Source organism: Winogradskyella undariae, from assembly GCF_013285155.1.
In the GTDB taxonomy this organism is placed as follows: Bacteria; Bacteroidota; Bacteroidia; order Flavobacteriales; family Flavobacteriaceae; genus Winogradskyella; species Winogradskyella undariae.
This window is the reverse complement of record NZ_JABTEL010000001.1, coordinates 278,064-300,467: the sequence shown is the minus strand read 5'-3', so window position 1 is coordinate 300,467 and position 22,404 is coordinate 278,064. Positions and strand designations below refer to the sequence as shown.

Below are 22,404 nucleotides of genomic sequence, written 5' to 3'. Positions count from 1 at the left end.
ACATTTAGACATGAAATATTTATCAGTTTTACTAGTTACTATAATTTTTGCTTCATCGTATTCTGGAGCACAAAGTATTAATGAAAACAATTCTATTGAAATTAGTTTGGGCCTAGACGGAACAATAAGTAACGACGGTATTACAGAAACTACTGAAATTATTTACACAGAAGCTTTTGACCATTCTATTTTTAATAAATTACTACAAAAATTCGTTTCTGATAATGGAAACGTGAATTACAAAGGTTTAAAAGGAGAACATAAAACACTTCTAAGTTATATTGATTTACTAAAAACGAATCAACCTAATGAAGATTGGAGTAACAATGATAAACTAGCCTATTGGATTAACGCATATAATGCTTTAACCATAGATTTAATCTTAAAAAATTACCCAACAAAAAGCATCAAAGACATCAAAGATCCTTGGGATCAACGCCTTTGGAAGTTTGGAACTACTTGGCAAAACTTAAATGATATAGAGCATAAAATACTGAGAGGAATGCATGAACCACGAATTCATTTTGCTATTGTTTGCGCTTCTATATCATGCCCTAAATTACAAAACACAGCATTTACGGCTTCTGAATTAGACACACAATTAACCAATGCTACAAAAGAATTTTTAGCAGACACTACCAAAAATGAAATTTCAACAGAAGAAATAAAACTCTCTAAAATCTTTAAATGGTTTAAAAAAGATTTTGAAACTAATGGTAGTTTAATTGACTTCCTTAATCAATATTCTGATGTAAAAATTTCAAATTCAGCTAAAAAAAGCTTCAAAGATTACAATTGGAATTTAAATAAATAAAAATATTCTCGTGCTTTTTTCGTAAATAGATATATGATAAGTATAATTATTCCGGTATTTAACGAGGCTGATAATATTGCCAATTTATTAACGCATCTTTTAGAGAATTCTGAGGGTAAGAATATTTCAGAAATTATTATAGTAGATGGTGGAAGTATTGACGGAACTCAGGATATCGTTAAAAATTTCATCCCTTCGAGTGATTCTGAACATAGTTCAGAATTGTACCGAGAAGCTTTTTCAAATGTTCTCGATACAAAATTCCAAAAAAGGAATTTCACTCGAACTGACGCACAACTAGGTAGCGAAATAGGAGATCCTGAATCAAGTTCAGGATGGCATATTCAATCAAAAATACTTTTTCTTGAATCTTCCAAAGGAAGAGCAAAGCAAATGAATTGCGGTGCAAAACATGCTAAAGGAACTATTTTATACTTTCTTCATGCTGATTCTTTTCCCCCTAAAAATTTTGATCAATTTATAATTAACGAAGTTCAAAAAGAAAATGAAGCAGGCTGTTTTAGAATGCGGTTTGATAGCCATCATTGGTGGCTTAGGTTAGCAAGTTGGCTAACACAGTTTAATTGGCGCGCTAGCAGAGGTGGTGACCAAAGCCAGTTTATAACCAAAACATTATTTAATACTATTGGCGGTTACGATGAAGCTTACGTTATTTATGAAGATAATATGCTGATTAATGAATTGTATGCACGTGATCAATTTACCGTCATCAATAAAAAATTAACAACCTCAGCCAGACTTTACCGCAAACATGGTGTTTGGAAAGTGCAATATCACTTCTGTACCATTTACTTAAAGAAATGGTTTGGTGCTTCTGCTGAGGATTTAGTTGCTTATTACAAGAAGAACATTTGCTAAACGCAACTTACTTTTTTTTATTCCGCCCTATTTCATCAGGGTATAAATCCATCACTTTATTACTTTGAAAAATTTCTTTAGTATCAATATCAATTGCAGATAATTTCCCTTTAAAGGTTGCACCAGTATCTACATTCCAAATATTAGCACAATTCATCGGTTTGTCTTCACCAAAATTAGTTGTTGGTGTGTGACCAATATAAATTTCAGAATATTTTTTTAAGCGATTAGGATAAATCAAAGAATCTAACTTAATATTTTTATCAAATGTTAAGGCCATTTCCCATAATGTTCTATCAAAATAGAAATTTTCGGTATTCAATTCTTTTTCTACACCTTTCATAGAGGTAAAACCTGCATGAAGAAATAATCGGTTTTCAGAATCTATATGATATAATTTTAGTGCTTCAAAAAAATGAAGATGCATTTGTTTTTCTTCATCAGAAAAATCTTTATAGCTTTCAATAGTTTCCTTTCCTCCGTTTTTAAACCAAACTTCATTAACATCTCCCGTTGATAACCATTTTTCGCACCAAACATCGTGATTTCCTTTTATAAAAATACATGCATTCGTTTTAGATAAGTCTATTAGACGTTGAATGACTTGCGCAGCTTCACTCCAACCATCTACATAATCTCCTAAAAAAATTAAGGCATCATCAGAACTTACATTTGTTCTTTCTATAAGTTGATTTAAACCTTTTAATCCACCATGTATATCACCAACAGCTAATGTTCTCATACGATTCTATTTTTTTTCAAAGCTAAAATTAAATTTTAAAACCATACTTTCTAAATCGTAATTTTTAGATCTTAAATTTTCTTGAAGATGTTAAACTTAAGATAAACTATACTTAATAAAGGCATAAAATTGATTTCCAAACCACTACAATATTTTACTTTGCTGGTCAACCAATCAATCCTTAAAATGAAAATCAATCAAACACTATTTGCAATAGTCTTTTTTTCTATTGCTCAATCTTACGCACAACAGACCTTTTCTTCAAAATTATTAGATTCAGAAACCGAAAAACCTATTCCCTTTGCAACTATTCAATTCAACTCAAAAACAGGAGTGATTAGTAACGAAGATGGTGAATTTAACATCACAATTACAAGATCTATAAAAGCAACAGACTCTTTATTTATAAGTTGCTTGGGGTATAAAGAAATACGAGTTCCGCTTATAAACTATGATAATTCTACAATTTACCTAAAGTCGCAATCTTTCGACTTATCTGAAGTATTAGTCACTAATAAAAATTATTCTATTGATGAGATTTTAGATAAAGTAAAAGAAGGTTTAACGACTAATTACGATTCTGACTTTACAAAAAGAAAACTATTTTATAGAGAATCTTATTATACAGAAATGGATAAGTCTGAAGTTAACTTAGAAAAATCTACAATACCCGAATTTAATCAATCAATGATTGACAGTTTAATTCAGATTATGCCAAAAAACACAAGTAGTCATACTGAAATTTTGGGTGAACTTTATGGAAAAATTACACCAGAAGCTGCTCAGAAAATAGAAATATTAAAAGCGTGTAGACTCTATGACAAATCCATGGATATAAATATGGATAATTATGAAAAAAGATTTAATGACATTTTTAAAAAATATGTGAAACGAGATTCTTATTTTAAAATTAAATCGGGCTGGTTTAGTGTGAAAGAAGAAATTGACTCTTCCTTATTTGGTGATAAAAAAGAAAAAGTAATAAATGAAACTTTACTTGCTGAACAACGAAAAAAAGATTCGATTAGAAAAATAGGTTTTAAGCATTGGAAAAAGATGAGTATTCATAAATTTGAAAACAACAATTTTATTGATAAAGATAACGACCTTAACTTTATTCATAAATCTCAACGCTATGAGTTTACTTTAGCCGACTATGCGTACATAGATCAGATGTTTGTATATGTTATACCTTTTAAACCAAAACGCAGCGAAGATTTTGAAGGAACAATGTATGTAAATACAGAAGATTTTGCCGTTGTAAGAGTTGATTATAAAAATGTAAAACCTTTAAGTAGTTTTTCATTGTTAGGCATTTCAACTAAAAAATATTTAAAAGAAGGCACTATCATATTTCAAAAAAATGAAAATGAAAAATATACTTTAAAATATAGAGATGAATCTACAGGCCAAAGGGTTGGTATAAAACGTCCTATAAAAATTGTTGAAAAGAACAAAAATGTACGCGGTAGAAGAAAACAAAATGAATTGAAAGGCGATATATATTTCATTGTTAGAAACATTGATAAGTCTGAACTTATTGTTTTTGACAGTGAAACAATTTCTGAAGCGGACTACAACAATTTTAAAGAGAAAAACTTAGTCACACCAGAACGTCTTAATAAATATGATCCTGATTTCTGGAAAGGTTATAATATTATAGAACCCAATAAAGCCATTAAGGATTTTAAAGCTTTAGAAAGTGATGATTAAGATTATCTAATATAGCCTAAGCTCAATTAATATCAATTGAGCTCACGCCGCTTATAATGCGATTTTATAATGGCTTCTACAGGTTTATTCTGAGGTGTAAATTGATTATTATCTACACCTCCAACTTCATCATGGTTAATAAACCATTTCCATAAATAACCACCAGCAAACCAATCTTCATCCCAAACCGCATCAAATAAAGCTTGGGTGGCATTATTTTGTGCTTCAAGATTTACAGAAGTCATAGAACGATCGTAACGCCAAGGTTCTTTACCCGTATAATCTACACTTCTATAACCAAACTCTGTAAACAAAATTGGTCGGTTTAATTTTTCTGAAAAACCTTTTAATCCTTCTTTATGTTTTACCCAACCATTTATACAATCTTCAATTGTTGGTGTTTGCATAGTACTTACCGGAAAGTAAGCGTCTACACCAACATAATCTAGATCTAACCAAAAAGGTGTTGTCCAAAACTCGTCCCAATTAGCAGCATAAGTTAGCTTACCTGTATAAATCGTTCTAATTTCTTTAATAAGTTGATGCCAATATTCAGGTCTGTTTTTTATAAATTCTTCTAGCTCTGTTCCTATACAAAATACTTCGACATTTAACTCTTCAGACAACTCAGCATAATTTAAAATAAAATCAGAATAAGAGGTTTCTAATAATTTCCAATCTGTTTCAGTACCTGCTTTTAAAAATCCGGTAAACTCTCCATGAGAAATCCACAATTGCGGTTTCACCATCACTCTTATATTTTCGTTATGAAGTGCTTCAATATATTGCTTTGCTCCAGAACGGGTTTCGCCATACCATTGTCGTTTGGTATTATGAGTCACTTTGGGATGCTCTTTATCTCTTACAAATCCAAAAGGCATAACAGCGGCAGCATTAGCATTTATCTGTACCAAGGGTTTTACATGCGAAGAATCTACAACGCCTCTAGAAGCCACAAAGCTAACCCCATTAATTTTAGCAGATTGAGACGGAATCGCAGCACAACCAAAAAACAAAAAAACAAAAAGGCAGTAAAAAAAATATCGCATATTATTAAAAATTATGCCTAAATTTAAAGAAATCTCGCTTATGGGTTAAGGTTTTAACAAAACCTTCGACCTATATGTTTTATCACTAACCTAAATCCCACCGAATATTCGGACATCAACCATGGAACATATCGTTATTATTGGCAACGGCATCTCTGGAGTTACACTCGCAAGACATGTTAGAAAACTTTCAGACAAGAGAATTACAATTATTTCGGGTGAGACCGATTTTTTCTTCTCTAGGACTGCTTTAATGTACATTTATATGGGGCATATGAAATTTGAACATACACAACCTTATGAGAATTGGTTTTGGGAAAAGAATAGGATTGAACTAAAGAAAGGTTTTGTTAATAAAGTTGAAACTGAAACAAAAACACTTCATTTTACAGAAGGAGAAACACTTCAATACGATAAATTAATTATAGCAACAGGAAGTAAACCTAATAAATTTGGTTGGCCTGGTCAAGATTTAGAAGGTACACTAGGCATGTACCACAAACAAGATTTAGAAAAGCTTGAAAAATACGCCCCAAATAAAGAAACTTGTAAACGTGCTGTAATTGTTGGTGGAGGTTTAATAGGAATTGAATTGGCTGAAATGCTAAATAGCCGAAGTATTCCTGTAACATTTTTAGTAAGAGAAGATAGCTTTTGGAATGGCGTTTTACCACAAGGTGAAAGTGAAATGATTAATAGACATGTTAAAAATCATCATATAGATTTACGACTTTCAACAAACCTTAGAGCCATAAATTCTGACGAAAATGGAAAAGTAAAATCAGTAATTATTGAAGAAACAGGAGAAGAACTCGAATGCAATGTCGTTGGTTTAACTGCTGGTGTTGCACCAAATATTGATTTTCTAAAAGATTCTGGTATTGAAATAGGACGCGGTGTAAAAGTGAATCGTTTTTTAGAAACAAATATCCCTGATGTTTATAGTATTGGTGATTGTGCAGAACAACATGAGGCTATTGGAAACCGACGACCTATTGAAGCGGTTTGGTACACAGGCCGAATGATGGGAGAAACTTTAGCCCAAACTCTTTGTGGTAACCGTATAGAATACAAACCTGGTCATTGGTTTAACTCCGCAAAATTTTTAGATATTGAATATCAAACTTATGGTTGGGTATTTGGAGAACGTGGAAGACCTGAACACGAAGTCCATTTTCATTGGAAACATGAAGATGATACAAAATGTATCACGGTAGCTTACGATAAAAACACAAATGTATTTTTAGGAATTAATAATTTTGGAATACGAATGCGCCATGAAGTTTTTGACCGATGGCTTACCGAAAAACGTGATGTAGATTACGTGATAAATCATTTACCTGAAGCTAATTTTGATCCTGAATTCTATTCAAAATTTGAAAAAGATATTTTAAAAGCCTACAATAACCAATTACAAACTGTATAAAATGAGCAACAAATTAAATCATAGTATGTCATTGGCAAAGCCAGACGCTTTAGACATTACAACAAAACAAAAAGTAGCGCTTGCTATAGGTGTCATTGGGTTATTTATATTCACATTAGCTCTTTTTAATACTAACTTCCCTAATAAAGGTTTATTTCTAACACTTTCATTAGGATCTATAATCGGTGGTATTATTATATATTCTAGAGAAGCTTACCTTACCAAACTAGAAGGTATAAAAAATGATGGTGTTTGGTTTAAATCCATATCATCACGTGGAATTCTAGGTTGGATTCTAGGTGTTCTTTTAACCACATTTTACATTGTACTTTATTTCTTTCCAAAATATTTAGGCTTGGGGACTGATGGAGAAGCAAATACAGGTTTAATTAGTCTTTTTGATCCTTTAAGTCATTTATTAAGTGGAAGAGATGCCAGTCAATGGTTTGTCTACGGAACACTTTATACCGTTGCAATATTAGCTTTTGGTTATAAATTTATTCTAAAATATAGACATAATCGCTACCAACAATTACGTACCGTTTCAGTAATGTTTTTTCAATTAGGTTTTGCCTTTTTGATTCCTGAATTCATGTATGTAATGAATAACGATTTACCTTACTATGATCTTAAAAGTATTTGGCCTCTTAATTATTACATTTTTGATGAATGGTCTGTAAATGGTTTTCTCTCTAATGGTAATATTGGTATTGCCTTATTGTTATTTGGTATCATATCTATATTTGTAATCACACCAATTTTAACCTTTAAATATGGGAAACGTTGGTATTGTTCTTGGGTTTGTGGTTGTGGTGGTTTAGCTGAAACTGCAGGTGACTCTTTTAGACAATTATCTTCCAAAAAGATGTCTGCATGGAAATTAGAACGTTGGTTAATCCATACCGTTTTAGTATTTTCTGTAGTGATGACAGTTGCTATGATTTACACCTATTTAGGTTACGACAAAAATGATTTCTGGTTAACAAGAGATGTTTTTATCATTTCTGTTATCGGCTTTTTAACTTTAGTCTTTGCAGTTGTAATGATCTTTAAAAGACACGAATTAGGTAAAGATGCTAAATACGGAGCTATTGGTTACTTTATTGTTATTACGCTTTTGCTTGTAATGCATTTTACAGGAACTACAGATCAGCTTTTTTATATTAAAGCTAGTGCCTTAAGATCTGCTTATGGTATTTATATCGGATCTATTTTTTCTGGAGTTATAGGAACAGGGTTCTACCCTATTTTAGGAAACCGCTCTTGGTGCCGTTTTGGTTGTCCTATGGCTGCTATTCTTGGTTTTCAACAACGTTTGTTTTCTAAATTTAGAATAACAACAAATGGTGGTCAATGTATTTCTTGTGGTAACTGTTCTAACAGTTGTGAGATGGGAATAGACGTAAGAGCTTATGCTCAAAAAGGTGAAAACATTGTACGATCTAGTTGTGTCGGTTGTGGTGTTTGTTCTGCTGTTTGTCCAAGAGGCGTTTTAAAATTAGAAAATGATTCAATGGAAGGACGTATTAACCCAACAGAAATCCTTTTAGGAAACGATGTTGATTTAATGGATTTCGTTAATCAGAAATAATTTGGTTCTAAACTCATTTCAATATTAATACATAATTAAAACGTTCAAAATAATTTTGAACGTTTTAATTTAAATATTGCATCAAGACTTACTGTATTTCATTTCACAAATTGTAACCTTAGTATATTCCACATTTAATAGTTTACAATTAGCTTAGTGTAAATTTTTAGACAAAAAAATTTTCAAAACCGTATTTTAGCGCTCATAAATAGATTAAATGCCCAATATAAAAGTTATTATTCCTGCTTATAACGAAGAAGAGTCAATTCCTCATGTTATAAAAGACATTCCTGCTATTGTCGATGAAATTATTGTAATAAGCAATAAATCAACCGATAACACTGAAATCAATGCCAAAAAAGCGGGTGCTACCGTTTTAATTGAAAATAGAAAAGGGTATGGTTATGCTTGTTTAAAGGGGATGGAATATATTTCTCAACAAAAAAATAAGCCAGATATTATTGTTTTTTTAGACGGAGACTACAGCGATTATCCAGAAGAATTAACCAAAATAATTCAACCAATTTTAGAAGAAAACGACGACTTTGTTATTGGTTCTCGTGTTAAAGAATTGCGAGAAGAAGGCTCAATGACCATACCTCAAATTTTTGGTAATTGGCTCGCAACAAGCTTAATGAAATTATTTTTTCGTTCTACTTTTACAGACCTAGGTCCCTTTAGAGCTATTAAATATGATAAGCTTTTAGGACTAAAAATGGAAGACAAAACTTATGGATGGACAGTAGAAATGCAGCTCAAGGTTTTGAAGCAAAAACTACGCTATAAAGAGGTCGCTGTTAATTACAGAAACAGAATAGGTGTCTCAAAAGTTTCAGGAACGATAAAAGGTGCTATCTTTGCAGGCATAAAAATCTTGACATGGATTTTTAAATACAGTTTTAAGTGATTTACCTTCAATACACCATCATCGTTATTTACACTGTTGCTATAGTGCTCATATTTATGTACGCCCTAGCACAGTTAAATTTACTCTACAATTATCTTTCTTCAAAAAAGAAGAGAGAAACTTGTGACAAGTTTAACTTTTCAAACTCTGAAGAGATTCCGTTTGTGACCATCCAGCTCCCCGTATACAATGAAATGTATGTGATGGATCGCCTGTTGGATAACATTGCCCTTATGGAATACCCAAAGGACAAACTAGAGATTCAAGTTTTAGATGACTCTACAGATGAAACCGTTGCAACTACAAAAGCTCATGTAGATCGGTTAGCTAAAACAGGCCTAGATATTACACATATTACAAGAACAGATAGAAGTGGGTTTAAAGCTGGTGCACTTAAAGAAGGTTTAAAAATTGCCAAAGGTGAGTATATTGCTATTTTTGATGCTGACTTTTTACCTCAACCCAATTGGTTAAAACGTACTATTCCTTATTTTAAGAATGAAAAAATTGGTGTTGTTCAAACCCGTTGGGGACATATAAACAGAAACTATTCTTTACTTACTAAGATACAAGCTTTTGCTTTAGACGCTCACTTTACGTTAGAACAAGTAGGAAGAAACAGTAAAGGTCACTTTATAAACTTTAACGGTACTGCTGGTGTTTGGCGTAAAACATGCATTATTGATGCTGGAAACTGGGAAGGTGATACGCTTACTGAAGATTTAGACTTAAGTTATAGAGCACAATTAAAAAATTGGGAATTCAAATATTTAGAAGATGTTGAAACTCCTGCTGAATTACCGGTAGTTATAAGTGCTGCACGTTCTCAACAATTCCGTTGGAATAAAGGTGGCGCAGAAAACTTTAGAAAAATGCGTTCTCGTGTTTTAAAGTCTGATAATATTTCTTCTAAAACCAAAGTACACGGTATACTTCACCTTTTAAATAGCACCATGTTTTTAAGCATTTTTACGGTTGCTATTTTAAGTATTCCAATGTTATATATTAAAAACGAATATGCTCACCTAAGAAATTACTTCTACGTAATGAGTTTCTTTGTTATGAGTACCATTATCTTTTTTGTTTGCTACTGGTTTATGTATAAGAATATTTACGGTAGTGGATTTAAAAAATTCTTCAGCTATATTGGTATGTTCTTTACTTTTTTCTCAATAGCCATGGGCTTTTCGCTTCATAATTCTATTGCAGTAATTGAAGGTCATATTGGAAAAAGAAGTGAATTTGTTCGTACACCAAAGTTTAATATTAGTACGCTAAAAGATTCTTGGAAAGGCAATAAATACTTAATGAAAAAGGTATCTCCTCATGTTATTATTGAAGGGTTCTTGATGCTTTATTTTGCATTTGGAATGTATAGTGCTTTTATTGTTGGAGATCAGGGTGGTGATTTTGGGTTGTTTCCTTTTCACTTAATGCTTTTCATTGGCTTTGGTTATGTATTCTTTAAATCATTATCATCTAAGGTTTAAAAAAACATCTAAACATAAAATATCCGTAAAGTCTTTAATTATATTATAAAGATTTTACGGATATTTTTTTGCTCTAACTTAGAGTTATATTACTCTCAACACTTATTTAGTAGGTAATGTAACTTTGTTTAAAGTAAATTCCATTTCAGAAATATCTCCTGAAATTTCGTTAATCCTAGAGTTTGTAAAATACAGTTCGTTATTATAGATACTAAACGTATCTGCCCATTTTACCTTATCACCTTCTACTAAAGTAGAAATACTTCCATCAGCTTGTCTATATTGTATTTTATTATGCTCTAAATCCGCATAATACAAATTACCGTTAGCATCTAAAATCATTCCATCTGGCGCAGATGTTTTTGCTATAAACCTAACTTGGTTTTCTATCTGAGTTTCATCTTCAAGATCAAAAGCACTGGTAGGAATAGCATATAAACTATAACCCGTAAGTGCATGGTAATACAATGTATCATTGTTTGTATCTAAAGCAATACCATCAGAGTTAATTGCTCTTTCCCATTTTTTATCACCAAAGGTTAAGTAAGAAGCTTCGGCACTAGTAGATTTATGATTATCTAAAACTCTTTTTGATACTTCAGAATTCATATCTAAAATTACTAATCCTGCATGACCAGAATCTGTAAAATAGATTTTCTTCTTTTTCTTATCTACACGAAGATCATTTATATAAGAATCCGGATGGTAACTCCCTTCAGAAAGCTTATAAACTTTGCTTAAAGTGTTATCAGCTAAATTAAATACAAAGACACGTGGGGCATCTAATACATTTTGAAACAACTGACTTCTTGTATCTAAAACATATAGTTTATCTTCAAAAGCGACAACAGATTGCACGCCTACAAACTTATCTTCAACAACTTCGTCTCCAATTTTCCACGAATTCCATTCTGTATTAGGAAAACTTATCTCTTCTTTATTCTTATTAACTTCAACTACAGAATTTTTAACTCCTTCTCTCCATCTTGGGAAATTCACAAAAATACGACCATCATTAGCAACCGAAACTCCTGTAACCTGTTGCCCTTTAAAACTTATAACTTCATTTACTTGTAATGTTGTTGTTGTTGTATCCTTTTTTGTGTTTACAACTGGTTCTACTTTTGACTGACTAGCGTCTTTACATGAACTCAGTACAATAAAAAAAGCAACGAAATAAAATATATTCTTCATAAAATATGTGATTTTTAGTTACTCAAAAGTAGTAAAGATTACTTTATTACACTTAGATTTTCAGCAGGAAGAGCTATTTAATAGAAGTATATTTATATAAATAATCTAGTAAGTGTAAGCTTAGCATTAAAAATGAGTCTTAAAATACCTAACTATAAATTTAGCAATTAACTAAACCCCACAAATAATATTTATATTTGATTTATGCTAAACAACACCTTATATTCAAAGCTAAAAAAGTCTTCTATTTTATTAGTTGTTGCAAGCATAATCTTCTATTTTGTTTTTGCTTATTACACCACAAGAACAGAATATTACAAAATAGTCGCCTTGTATGCTGCTCTTTTTTTTCTGTTTTACAAATTAGTAGATTACAATAAAACAAACCTTAAACTATTAACGTATACAGCAGTTATATTACGTCTAATTTTTATTTTTTCGACCCCAAATCTATCACAAGATTTTTATCGCTTTATTTGGGATGGACGAATGATATTTGACGGTTTTAACCCTTATTTATACACTCCAGATTCTTTTATTAATAACGGAATATTCCCTATTAAACAAGCACAAGAATTATATAATGGAATGGGAGAATTAAGCTCTTCTCATTACACTAACTACCCACCTATTAATCAGCTGTGTTTCACAATTGCTGCTTTATTTTCTAGTCATAGTATTTTAGGCTCCATTATATCCATGCGACTTATAATTATTGCTGCAGATATTGGTACTCTTTATTTTGGAAAGAAACTCTTAGAACGTTTAAAACTACCTTCAAATAGAATTTTTTGGTATATTTTAAATCCTTTTATTATAATAGAATTAACTGGTAATCTTCACTTTGAAGGTGTTATGGTTTTCTTCCTCATTTGGGCATTTTACCTGTTATATTCAGATAAATGGAAATGGACCGCTGTAATTTTTGCCTGTTCAATTTCAGTGAAGTTAATTCCATTAATGTTATTACCTCTGTTTTTTAAATTCTTTAGAACAACAAAAACATCACAGATTTGTTATCCCAAACTAATCACATTTTACGCGATAATTGGTATAACTATACTCCTACTATTCCTTCCTTTTTTCTCTATGGAATTTGTAAATAATTACTCTAAAACAGTTGGGCTTTGGTTTGGAAATTTTGAATTTAACGCAAGTATTTATTATCTCTTAAGAGCAATTGGCTATAGTATAACGGGCTATAATGAAATTGCTATTATTGGTAAAATTCTACCAATAATTTCGGTCTTCATAATTTTTGGGTTTTCATTGTTTAAACAAAACAATAGTTTACCTAAACTGATCACTTCAATGCTATTAGTATTTACTTGCTATTTATTTTTAAGCACAACAGTTCATCCTTGGTATATTGCAACACTAGTGATATTTTGTGTATTTACTAATTACAAGTTCCCTCTCGTTTGGTCTTTTGTTATTATCTTAAGTTATTTAGCCTACTCAAACACCTCTAATACTGAGAATTTATGGATTATAGGTTTAGAATATCTTATTGTGTTTTCTGTATTTATTTGGGAAGTGGTCTTAAAAAAAAGACTGTCAGTTTCCTAACAGCCTCTATTTACAATTTTTAGAAATTTCTATTTAATTACAACTTTTTGAGTTTAATTATTTTATAACTTTCGTAGATCTCAGTGTAACCATTTTCATCTACTTCTTCATACTCTGTAACTTCGTATGTAATCTCAAATCGCTTACCTATTAAATCCTTAGACTTTAGATTCGCTATTTTTAAAACAGATGCATCAACCGTAGCAAAATAAACAGTTGCCTCAGTGTCTTCATCTTTCTCATCCTCTCTAATTAAAAAGGCATAACCATCATCAATATCATAACCATCATAAACTCCCTGAGCAGTTACGATTGTTTTATCTTGAAATTTATCTTTTGTAATTGAAATTGCATTCACGCTTAAAACCATTACCATAAGCACAAATACTGCTATTGTTCTTGTATTCATTGCACTAAATTTTGTACTGAAATTATTCAGTATGAATTAATATAAGATTGTGGTTTTGGGAATTTGCCACTTCAAGCCCAAATGCTTTTAGAATACAGCCTTATGGCTATAATTACTGTGGATATTTTTGAAGTATTTCTTTCTGAAGTTTCGTTGTGCTAGATTATAAAATAACAACCTTAAGTTGTAAACATATGATTAGGATCCTTAAAACTTTTAAACTCTAACATATAATCATTAGGATCTTTTATAAAAAAAGAGCAATGCTCACCTCGTTTATCACCTAAAAAAGTCGTCTGAGTTACTATTTTTAAATTTGAATTACTAAGGTTTTCATATAACACTTTCCATTTTTCAACAGCTACAATAATACCAAAATGGAATGAAGGTAATAATTTACCTCCAAAGACATAATTAGGACTATTGAAATTAAATTTTTCGGTTTGAATAAAGGTGACTTGATGACCAAAGAGATTAATATCTACCCAGTTTTCTCCTGTTCTTCCTAAAGAACCACCAATGTTATCAATATAAAAGTTTCTAGTATCTTCTATACTTAAACATGGTAAAGACATGTGAAATGCAGTTTCCATAATTCAACTATTTAAAAAGGATTCACTCTTAAATTAAAAACTCAGCTTCAACTTTTTTGTAGACAAAAGCTAAAGCTGAATTCCTATATTAAATTACAAAATATTTTTTACGTGATAATCTTTATTAAGAAAAATCTTCGTCTTCTGCTCCTGGCTCTAATTCTGGATCAACAACTGCATCGGGATCATCATCTTCGAAATCCTCATAATCATCTTCGTCGTAATTTTCCATCGTCTGCTCAAGTTTCGTACTCACTTTAACCAAATACTTGGTATCTTCAGTAGTGACTTCAACAGCTTCAACTATTTCATTTTTTGCATTTTTAAACGAAATTACATTTTCATCATCATATCCATCGGGATATTTCTCTACTAAAAGTGATAAAATTTCTGGTGTTAATTTTTTAAAGTCAACTATAACTCGTTTTAAATGTGCGTCTTTTGGTTTCATTCTTTAATATTATTTCTAAAGCTAAATTTTTTTAAATATAATACTTATTTACTTACTCGAATAACATCGTAAACATCTTTTCTTCGATCTTTTAAATTTTTTACTGCACCAAAAGAATTCAGCTCTCTTAACAACCCTAAGTCTACATCTGCAACTAAAATCATTTCCGTATTTGGCGTGGTTTCTGCTTTTATACCATTACTTGGAAAAGCAAAATCACAAGGCGTAAATACAGCAGACTGCGCATATTGAATGTCCATATTACTCACATTTGGCAAGTTACCTACACTACCTGCAATGGCCACATAACATTCATTTTCTATGGCACGTGCCTGTGCACAAAGCCTTACACGAGAATAACCGTTTTGAGTATCCGTTAAAAATGGCACAAATAAAATATCCATACCTTCATCTGCTAACAACCTTGATAACTCAGGAAATTCAGAATCATAACAAATTAAAATTCCTATTTTACCTGCGTCTGTTTCAAACGTTTTTAGTTCACTTCCACGTTGCATTCCCCAAACTTTAGCTTCATCTGGCGTAACATGAATTTTTTCATAACGTTCTAAACTTCCATCTCTACGACACAAATAACCCACATTATAAAGCACATCTCCAACCAATTCTGGCATACTCCCTGTAATGATATTTATATTGTAAGAAATTGATAATTGCTGCATTTTCTCTACAATAATCTGCGTATAACCTGCTAGCTCCCTAATGGCTTGCGGCTCGTGCATGTGATTGTATTTTGCCATTAACGGCGCATTGAAAAACTCTGGAAATACCGCAAAATCCGAACGGTAAGCAGAAACACTATCTACAAAATATTCCACTTGCTGCATTAAATCATCTAAACCATTATAAGGACGCATTTGCCATTGAATCAATCCTAAACGCACTACTGTTTTTACGCTGCTCGCTTTTTTATTTGGTTTGGTATAATAAATATTATCCCATTCCATTAAAACCGCATATTCACTAGATGCTGTATCGCCTTCTAAATATCCTTTAATAATTCTTAAGGGATGAAAATCATTAGACGTCTGAAAGTTTAAAACCGGATCATGAATCTCCTTACGTTTTACTTTTTGAATGTATTCTTTTGGCGAATATTGATCCTTATATTTATGAAAATTAGGCATTCTACCTCCAAAAACAATTCCTTTTAAATTTAGATTTTCACACAATTCTTTACGGTAATCATATAAACGACGCCCTAATCTTAAGCCTCTAAATTCTGGTTTTATAAAAACATCAATTCCATATAAGACATCACCTTCGGGATCGTGATTTTTAAATTTATCACCTTCAATAATGTCAGCATACGTGTGATTATCATCAATCTTATCGTAATCTACAATTAAAGATAATGCACAACCTGCCAACTGACCATCAATTCTAATAACCACCTGACCTTCTGAAAAAATAGAGGTCAAACGTGCAATGTGGTCTTTTTTCCAATAGGAATTTAAAACACCACCATAAGCTTCTAACGTTGCTGATTTTAATTCCTCAAAATCACCAACCGTTAAAAAGCTTAATTCTATATTATTAATTTTATGATCTTCCATAATTACATATCTAAAAGATAAGCAAAGATTAAAGGTGCAACAATAGTAGCATCACTTTCAATGATAAATTTAGGGGTATCGATATCTAATTTACCCCAAGTTATTTTCTCATTCGGCACAGCCCCAGAATACGAACCGTAACTTGTTGTACTATCACTAATTTGACAGAAATAACTCCAGAAAGGTGTTTCTGGACGTTCCATATCTTGATACAACATTGGCACTACACAAATAGGAAAATCACCTGCAATACCTCCACCGATTTGGAAGAAACCAATACCATTTTCAGAATTATCTGTGTACCAATCTGCTAAAAACGTCATGTATTCTATACCAGATTTCATAGTGCTAGCATTTAACTCTCCTTTAAGTACGTAGCTTGCAAAGATGTTACCCATAGTACTATCTTCCCAACCTGGACAAACAATAGGTAGGTTTTTTTCGGCTGCAGCATACATCCATGAATCCTTTAAATCTATTTCGTAATGCTCTTCTAAAACACCAGATAATAATAATTTGTACATATATTCATGTGGTAAATAACGTTCACCTTTAGCTTCTGCATCTTTCCAAATCTTAACAATATGTTCTTGAATTCTTCTAAAAGCTTCCTCTTCTGGAATACAAGTATCCGTAACACGATTTAATCCTTTTTCAAGTAAATCCCATTCGTCTTGAGGCGTTAAATCTCTGTAATTAGGTACACGTTTGTAATGCGAATGCGCTACCAAATTCATGACATCTTCTTCTAAATTGGCACCAGTACAAGACACTATTTGCACTTTATCTTTACGAATCATTTCAGCAAAAATCTTACCCAATTCTGCTGTGCTCATTGCACCCGCTAAAGACACTAACATCTTTGCGCCAGAATTTAATTGTGCTTCATACCCCTTTGCAGCGTCTACTAAAGCCGCTGAGTTAAAGTGTAAATAATATTTTTCTATAAATTTCGAAATTTCTCCTTTGCTAGTATTCATCTTCTGTATTGAATTTAGATTTTTTATTTCCTTCTTTGTTTGAATCGTTAAAGTTGCTTTCAAAACCATCTTCTATATTTTGATTTTGAAATTTGTAACTCAACATTTTGTAATATAATTTGGCAGCTAAGAAGTCTGAAGATTTATCAGCTTCATTAGGACATAATTCTACGATATCGAAACCAACCACATTCTTCTCGTCAAAAACTTGTTTTAAGAACTCTAGCGTTTCGTAATACAATAATCCTCCCGGCTCAGGTGTTCCTGTACTTGGCATAATTGAAGGATCAAACGCATCTAAATCGAATGTTATAAAGACGTTATTTGTCATTTGGTCTATTGCAGCATCTATCCAGCTATCATCCATAGCCATTTGGTGAGCGAAATACGTTTTTTCTTCATCCATTACCGTTTTTTCGATACTATCCATGGAACGAATTCCAACCTGAATTAAGTTGGTTGTCTGGCTCGCTTCGTAAACAGCACAAGCGTGATTACATGTAGAACCTTCGTAGCTTTCGCGTAAATCTGCGTGTGCATCGATATGAAGTACCGTAAGATCTTCAAACATTTCGTTGAAAGCTCTAATTGTTCCGATAGATACCGAATGCTCACCACCAAAAACAGTAACAAATTTATTTTTCTTAATATATTTTTTTGTCGCTTGGTGCACCGCTTCTACCATAGCTTCTGGCGATGTATGTTCTGTAACCGCATTGGCTAAAAATACACCTTGTTGGTAAACTTCAGAAGCGGTTTCAATATCATAAAGCTCCATATTTTCAGAAGCATCTAAAAAAGCATCAGGACCTTTATCTGCTCCTTTTTGCCAAGTGCTTGTACCATCATAAGGTACAGGAATCAATACAATTTTAGCTGTTTCTAATTTTGCTAAATCTTCTGGAATACCAGCGTAAGTTTTTGTTTTCATTTTATATCATTTTCCGCTAAAACGGAAGTGTTTTATTATTCAATAATTTTATTAATACTGTTTACTTAACCTCCTCTTAAGAGTCATACCCTAAAATACCGAGTAAGTGTTCACTTTTTTGCTGTTCTGCAAAAACGCTAGTCTTTAAGTTTCCATCCGCATCTTTTTGAATTAAAATATGCTTTGGTGTTGGTATTAAACAGTGTTGCAAACCTCCAAAACCTCCTATAGTTTCTTGGTAAGCACCTGTATTAAAAAAGCCAATATATAAGGGTTTATCTTTATTATATTTTGGTAAATAAATAGCATTAGTGTGTTGCTCACTATTATAATAATCATCACTATCGCATGTTAAACCACCTAAAAGTACACGCTCATAACTTTCGTTCCAACGGTTAATTGGCAACATTATAAAACGTTTATTAATCGCCCATGTATCTGGCAATGTTGTTATGAAAGATGAATTAATCATGTTCCATTTTTCACGATCGTTTTGCTGTTTTTGATAAAGAATTTTATAAATCGCACCACCACTTTCTCCAACGGTAAAACTCCCAAATTCTGTAAAAATATTGGGTACCGCTACCTCTTCTTCTTCACAAACTAGGTTTATTTGATTTACAATTTCATCTACCATATAAGCATAATCAAAATCGAAAGCCAATGAGTTTTTTATAGGAAAACCACCACCAATGTTTAAACTATCTAAAGTTGGGCATATTCTTTTTAAAGCTGTGTATACCTTTAAACACTTATGCAATTCGTTCCAGTAGTAAGCATTGTCTCTTATCCCTGTGTTAATAAAGAAGTGCAGCATTTTTAACGCTACTTTTTTATTATCTTGAATTTGATTTTTATAAAAAGGTACAATGTTTTTGTAGCCAATTCCTAAACGTGAAGTGTAAAATTCAAACTTTGGTTCTTCCTCTGAAGCGATTCTGATTCCGACTTGAAATTTTCCATCAATCTCTTCAGATAATAAATCAATTTCTTCGTAATTATCTATAATAGGGATACAGTTTTTATGACCGTCATTAATAAGACTTGCAATATTAGTAATGTATTGATCACGTTTAAAACCGTTGCTTAACACATAAGTTTTGTCGGTAATTTTACCTTCTTTTTTAAGTGCTTTTACAATATCTATATCAAAAGCCGAAGAGGTTTCAATATGAATATCATTGGTAAGTGCCTCATCTAAAACATGCTTAAAGTGTGAGCTTTTAGTACAATAACAATAATTGTATTGCCCCTTATAGTTATACTTTTCAAAAGCATCAGCAAACCATTTTTTAGCACGCTGTATGTTATTAGAAATTTGTGGTAAATATGTAAATTTTAAAGGTGCTCCGTATTCTTCAACCAATTTCATTAGGTCTATATCGTGAAAATGCAAAGCTTTGTCTTCAAGTTTAAATTCGTCTTGAGGAAAGTGAAAGGATTGATCGATGAGATCAATATATTTATTGTTCATGTTGTGGATTAAAAATTCAAGTATAAGATAAAAAATATATGCGTAAACAATGTTAAGGATACGTTATATCATACCTGAATTTGGCTTTGTGTAGTAGGTACAAAACCGTAAATATGCTGACTAGCAGCAATCGATGATGCGGAAGTTAGCTCTAAAATTCGGTTACTTAATCTATAAGCTGCTCTTGAATATGACTTCCTAATTTTCAAGAACCCGAACATATAAACATGTTTCAATTGTTCAGCTAAAATTGGTTTTATTATCTTGTTAGACGGTCACCAATTTCGGGACAAATATATCTTTTTTTTTAATACGTTAATCTTTTTTTATTTTTTTTAAACATTTATTTTAGACTCCTTATCTTTAAAGGAATACATCATTTATTAGAGTTAATAATTAGAGCAACAAAGCCTTAATTCTATATTAATATTAAGAGATAAAGTGTATATTTATAAAACACTATTAACGACATATTACATAATTTGAGAAGACTAATATTTATGCTATTCCGAATTCCATCCTCATAAAAACATTAAATTCTCGTTAAAAAAGAATTAATAAACTCAAAACCCGTAATAAAATTTAAATTTTACGACCTATAGCTTCAACACACTTTAGGTTTTTATATAATCTATTAAGCTTAAAGCAGCACAATCAATCTTCTTAAATGAACAATTCACACTTAAATAAAAGCATAAAAAAAATCAACAATTACCTTTTTTTAAGTCTTTTACTTTTATGCTCTATTTTTATAAACGCACAAGATAAAACGCAAAAATTAGATTTAATTATTGACGCTGACACCGCAAATGAAGTTGATGATTTGTATGCGATTGTAAGAGCTATTTTAGAACCTAGCTTTAATTTAATAGCGATAACATCTGCTCAGTTTTACACCTCTCCTCTAGCTTCAGACAATACCGTTAGCGAAAGTCAAAAAATTAATGAAGACATTATTAGCCTAATGAATGCTAAAGGTATTTCACTCCCCTTAGGAAGCAACACACCTTTAACGGAATACGGCAAACCGGTTTCTTCTGATGCTTCTCAGTTTATTATTGAAACAGCGCATAAAATGAAAGGTGATCAAAAACTAAATATTGTTGTTCTAGGCTCGTGTACCAATATTGCCTCTGCTATTTTAGAAGACCCAACAATAATCCCTAAAATTAAAGTACATTATCTTGGTTTCTGGCACACACCAGAGACTAATATTTATAATAAAAAAGAATTCAACTCTGGAAATGATCCTATTGCTGTAGAAGTTTTACTTAACACAAAAACACTTAATCTAGATGTAATGACAGCGACTACAAGTCAGCATTTAGTATTTACAAAACAAGAAGTAGATCTTCATTTAAAAGATAAAAAAGGTATCGCCGCTTATTTAATCAATAGATGGGAAACATACGATCGCTGGTGGACAAAAGAAGATCCTAAAAAGGAAAAATGGACCATGTGGGATATTGCAATTATTGAAGCTTTAGCAAAACCAAAATTATCCACTATAGAAAGCCATCTAACACCTCCTGAAAACACACAACGCAATATTGGTATACATACCAAAATAGACGCTGAACAAATGACAAGTGATTTTTGGAATACTTTAAAAAAAATATAATCTGCCCTTTTTATGTTTATAGACCTACAAACACCTAGAGAAGACATTAAAAATCTCTTACAAAAAATTGATTTTTTTAATGATATAAACGAAACCATCACTCACGTTACAAAACCAGGTGAAGGCAATATGAATGTAGTATTACGTATTGAAACTAATTTGCGTTCATTTATTTTAAAACAATCACGTCCATTTGTTCAAAAATATAAAGATATACAAGCACCAATAGAACGCATTGATGTAGAATTTCAATTTTATTCTTCTATTGAAAATAACATTTTGGTCAATAAACATTTTCCAAAAGTTTTAAAATACAACGCAGAGCATCATTTATTAATTTTAGAAGATTTAGGTAAATGTGAAGATATGACCAGCTTATATGATGCTCATAAAATTGACTTAAACCAATTAAGACTACTAGCCAATATTGCTGCAAATATTCACAACTCAAAAGCACCTAAAAACTACCCAGAAAATAAAGCGCTACGATTACTAAATCATCAACATATTTTTGAACTTCCATTTATAGAAAATAATGGTTTTTGCTTGGACGACATTCAACCAGGATTAGAAGCGCTTTCTATTCCATATAAAAAGGACACTTTACTAAAAGAGAAAATTAAAGAAATAGGACAGCAATATTTGTCTAAAGGAACAACTTTATTACATGGTGATTATTACCCTGCAAGTTGGATGACAAATAAAGATTCGCTTTATATTATTGATCCCGAATTTAGCTTTTTAGGTTTCCCTGAGTTTGATCTTGGTGTTCTTGCTGCACATTCGATTATAATAACAAAAGACGAAACATTTATTTCTAGGATTAAAGACTATTACCCAAATGAAATAGACAAAAACCTTTTAGCACAAATAACAGGTGTTGAAATTATGCGTCGCTTAATAGGTTTAGCACAATTACCAATTTCGACTTCTATAAAAGAAAAAGAAGCACTCTTACAATTGGCTTACAAATTAATTATGAATTAATCATGAA

The 22,404-nt window shown here is 31.5% G+C and carries 20 protein-coding genes; 10 read left to right on the top strand and 10 right to left on the bottom strand.

Annotation, left to right across the window (positions count from 1 at the left end):
• Positions 1-10: 10 nt before the first annotated feature.
• Positions 11-814 (top strand): DUF547 domain-containing protein, encoded by an 804-nt coding sequence (locus tag HSX10_RS01250; RefSeq protein ID WP_173586383.1) that lies wholly within the window; start codon positions 11-13, stop codon positions 812-814.
• 33 nt (positions 815-847) lie between these two features.
• A complete protein-coding gene (locus HSX10_RS01245; RefSeq protein WP_173586382.1) occupies positions 848-1,693 on the top strand; it encodes a TIGR04283 family arsenosugar biosynthesis glycosyltransferase in 846 nt (281 codons plus the stop codon).
• A 7-nt stretch (positions 1,694-1,700) separates the two neighbouring features.
• Here the strand turns inward: HSX10_RS01245 and HSX10_RS01240 are convergent, their stop codons facing one another.
• Positions 1,701-2,435 (bottom strand): metallophosphoesterase, encoded by a 735-nt coding sequence (locus HSX10_RS01240; RefSeq protein ID WP_173586381.1) that lies wholly within the window; start codon positions 2,433-2,435, stop codon positions 1,701-1,703.
• A 186-nt stretch (positions 2,436-2,621) separates the two neighbouring features.
• On the opposite strand from HSX10_RS01240, the gene HSX10_RS01235 reads away from it, so the two are divergent.
• The gene (locus HSX10_RS01235; protein ID WP_173586380.1) at positions 2,622-4,148 is read left to right on the top strand and encodes a carboxypeptidase-like regulatory domain-containing protein; all 1,527 of its coding nucleotides are present in this window, start codon (positions 2,622-2,624) and stop codon (positions 4,146-4,148) included.
• A 32-nt stretch (positions 4,149-4,180) separates the two neighbouring features.
• Here HSX10_RS01235 and HSX10_RS01230 read toward each other — a convergent pair whose 3' ends face one another.
• Positions 4,181-5,197 carry a glycoside hydrolase family 113 gene (locus tag HSX10_RS01230; protein ID WP_173586379.1) on the bottom strand — a complete coding sequence of 339 codons (1,017 nt, stop codon included), beginning with the start codon at positions 5,195-5,197 and terminating at the stop codon, positions 4,181-4,183.
• A 121-nt stretch (positions 5,198-5,318) separates the two neighbouring features.
• On the opposite strand from HSX10_RS01230, the gene HSX10_RS01225 reads away from it, so the two are divergent.
• The 4 genes from HSX10_RS01225 to HSX10_RS01210 all read left to right on the top strand — a co-directional run bounded on the left by HSX10_RS01225 (position 5,319) and on the right by HSX10_RS01210 (position 10,611).
• Positions 5,319-6,623, top strand: coding sequence for an NAD(P)/FAD-dependent oxidoreductase (locus HSX10_RS01225; RefSeq protein WP_173586378.1), 1,305 nt, complete (start codon positions 5,319-5,321; stop codon positions 6,621-6,623).
• 1 nt (position 6,624) lies between these two features.
• Positions 6,625-8,214 (top strand): 4Fe-4S binding protein, encoded by a 1,590-nt coding sequence (locus HSX10_RS01220; RefSeq protein WP_173586377.1) that lies wholly within the window; start codon positions 6,625-6,627, stop codon positions 8,212-8,214.
• A gap of 217 nt (positions 8,215-8,431) precedes the next feature.
• Complete coding sequence (locus HSX10_RS01215) at positions 8,432-9,121, top strand: glycosyltransferase family 2 protein (RefSeq protein ID WP_173586376.1); 690 nt, start codon at positions 8,432-8,434, stop codon at positions 9,119-9,121.
• Between the two features lie 56 nt (positions 9,122-9,177).
• Positions 9,178-10,611, top strand: coding sequence for a cellulose synthase family protein (locus HSX10_RS01210; protein WP_217363215.1), 1,434 nt, complete (start codon positions 9,178-9,180; stop codon positions 10,609-10,611).
• 102 nt (positions 10,612-10,713) lie between these two features.
• Here the strand turns inward: HSX10_RS01210 and HSX10_RS01205 are convergent, their stop codons facing one another.
• The gene (locus tag HSX10_RS01205; RefSeq protein WP_173586375.1) at positions 10,714-11,805 is read right to left on the bottom strand and encodes an SMP-30/gluconolactonase/LRE family protein; all 1,092 of its coding nucleotides are present in this window, start codon (positions 11,803-11,805) and stop codon (positions 10,714-10,716) included.
• 204 nt (positions 11,806-12,009) lie between these two features.
• On the opposite strand from HSX10_RS01205, the gene HSX10_RS01200 reads away from it, so the two are divergent.
• Positions 12,010-13,374: an MptA/MptB family glycosyltransferase gene (locus tag HSX10_RS01200; protein ID WP_173586374.1), complete on the top strand. Its 1,365-nt coding sequence runs from the start codon at positions 12,010-12,012 to the stop codon at positions 13,372-13,374.
• 37 nt (positions 13,375-13,411) lie between these two features.
• Here the strand turns inward: HSX10_RS01200 and HSX10_RS01195 are convergent, their stop codons facing one another.
• The 7 genes from HSX10_RS01195 to HSX10_RS01165 form a co-directional block, all read right to left on the bottom strand.
• Complete coding sequence (locus tag HSX10_RS01195) at positions 13,412-13,783, bottom strand: hypothetical protein (protein ID WP_173586373.1); 372 nt, start codon at positions 13,781-13,783, stop codon at positions 13,412-13,414.
• Between the two features lie 179 nt (positions 13,784-13,962).
• The gene (locus HSX10_RS01190) at positions 13,963-14,376 is read right to left on the bottom strand and encodes a VOC family protein (protein ID WP_173586372.1); all 414 of its coding nucleotides are present in this window, start codon (positions 14,374-14,376) and stop codon (positions 13,963-13,965) included.
• A gap of 124 nt (positions 14,377-14,500) precedes the next feature.
• Positions 14,501-14,827 carry a hypothetical protein gene (locus HSX10_RS01185; RefSeq protein WP_173586371.1) on the bottom strand — a complete coding sequence of 109 codons (327 nt, stop codon included), beginning with the start codon at positions 14,825-14,827 and terminating at the stop codon, positions 14,501-14,503.
• 44 nt (positions 14,828-14,871) lie between these two features.
• Complete coding sequence (locus tag HSX10_RS01180) at positions 14,872-16,404, bottom strand: carbon-nitrogen hydrolase family protein (protein ID WP_173586370.1); 1,533 nt, start codon at positions 16,402-16,404, stop codon at positions 14,872-14,874.
• 2 nt (positions 16,405-16,406) lie between these two features.
• The gene (locus HSX10_RS01175; RefSeq protein WP_173586369.1) at positions 16,407-17,384 is read right to left on the bottom strand and encodes a deoxyhypusine synthase family protein; all 978 of its coding nucleotides are present in this window, start codon (positions 17,382-17,384) and stop codon (positions 16,407-16,409) included.
• A complete protein-coding gene (gene speB / locus HSX10_RS01170) occupies positions 17,374-18,315 on the bottom strand; it encodes an agmatinase (protein ID WP_173586368.1) in 942 nt (313 codons plus the stop codon). The genes HSX10_RS01175 and speB overlap by 11 nt, the downstream gene beginning before the upstream one ends.
• A gap of 76 nt (positions 18,316-18,391) precedes the next feature.
• Positions 18,392-19,789, bottom strand: coding sequence for an arginine decarboxylase (locus HSX10_RS01165; RefSeq protein ID WP_173586367.1), 1,398 nt, complete (start codon positions 19,787-19,789; stop codon positions 18,392-18,394).
• Between the two features lie 667 nt (positions 19,790-20,456).
• Here HSX10_RS01165 and HSX10_RS01160 point away from each other — a divergent pair.
• Together HSX10_RS01160 and HSX10_RS01155 are read left to right on the top strand one after the other, a co-directional pair.
• Positions 20,457-21,410: a nucleoside hydrolase gene (locus tag HSX10_RS01160; protein ID WP_173586366.1), complete on the top strand. Its 954-nt coding sequence runs from the start codon at positions 20,457-20,459 to the stop codon at positions 21,408-21,410.
• A gap of 12 nt (positions 21,411-21,422) precedes the next feature.
• A complete protein-coding gene (locus HSX10_RS01155; RefSeq protein ID WP_173586365.1) occupies positions 21,423-22,397 on the top strand; it encodes a phosphotransferase in 975 nt (324 codons plus the stop codon).
• The last annotated feature ends 7 nt before the right edge of the window (positions 22,398-22,404 follow it).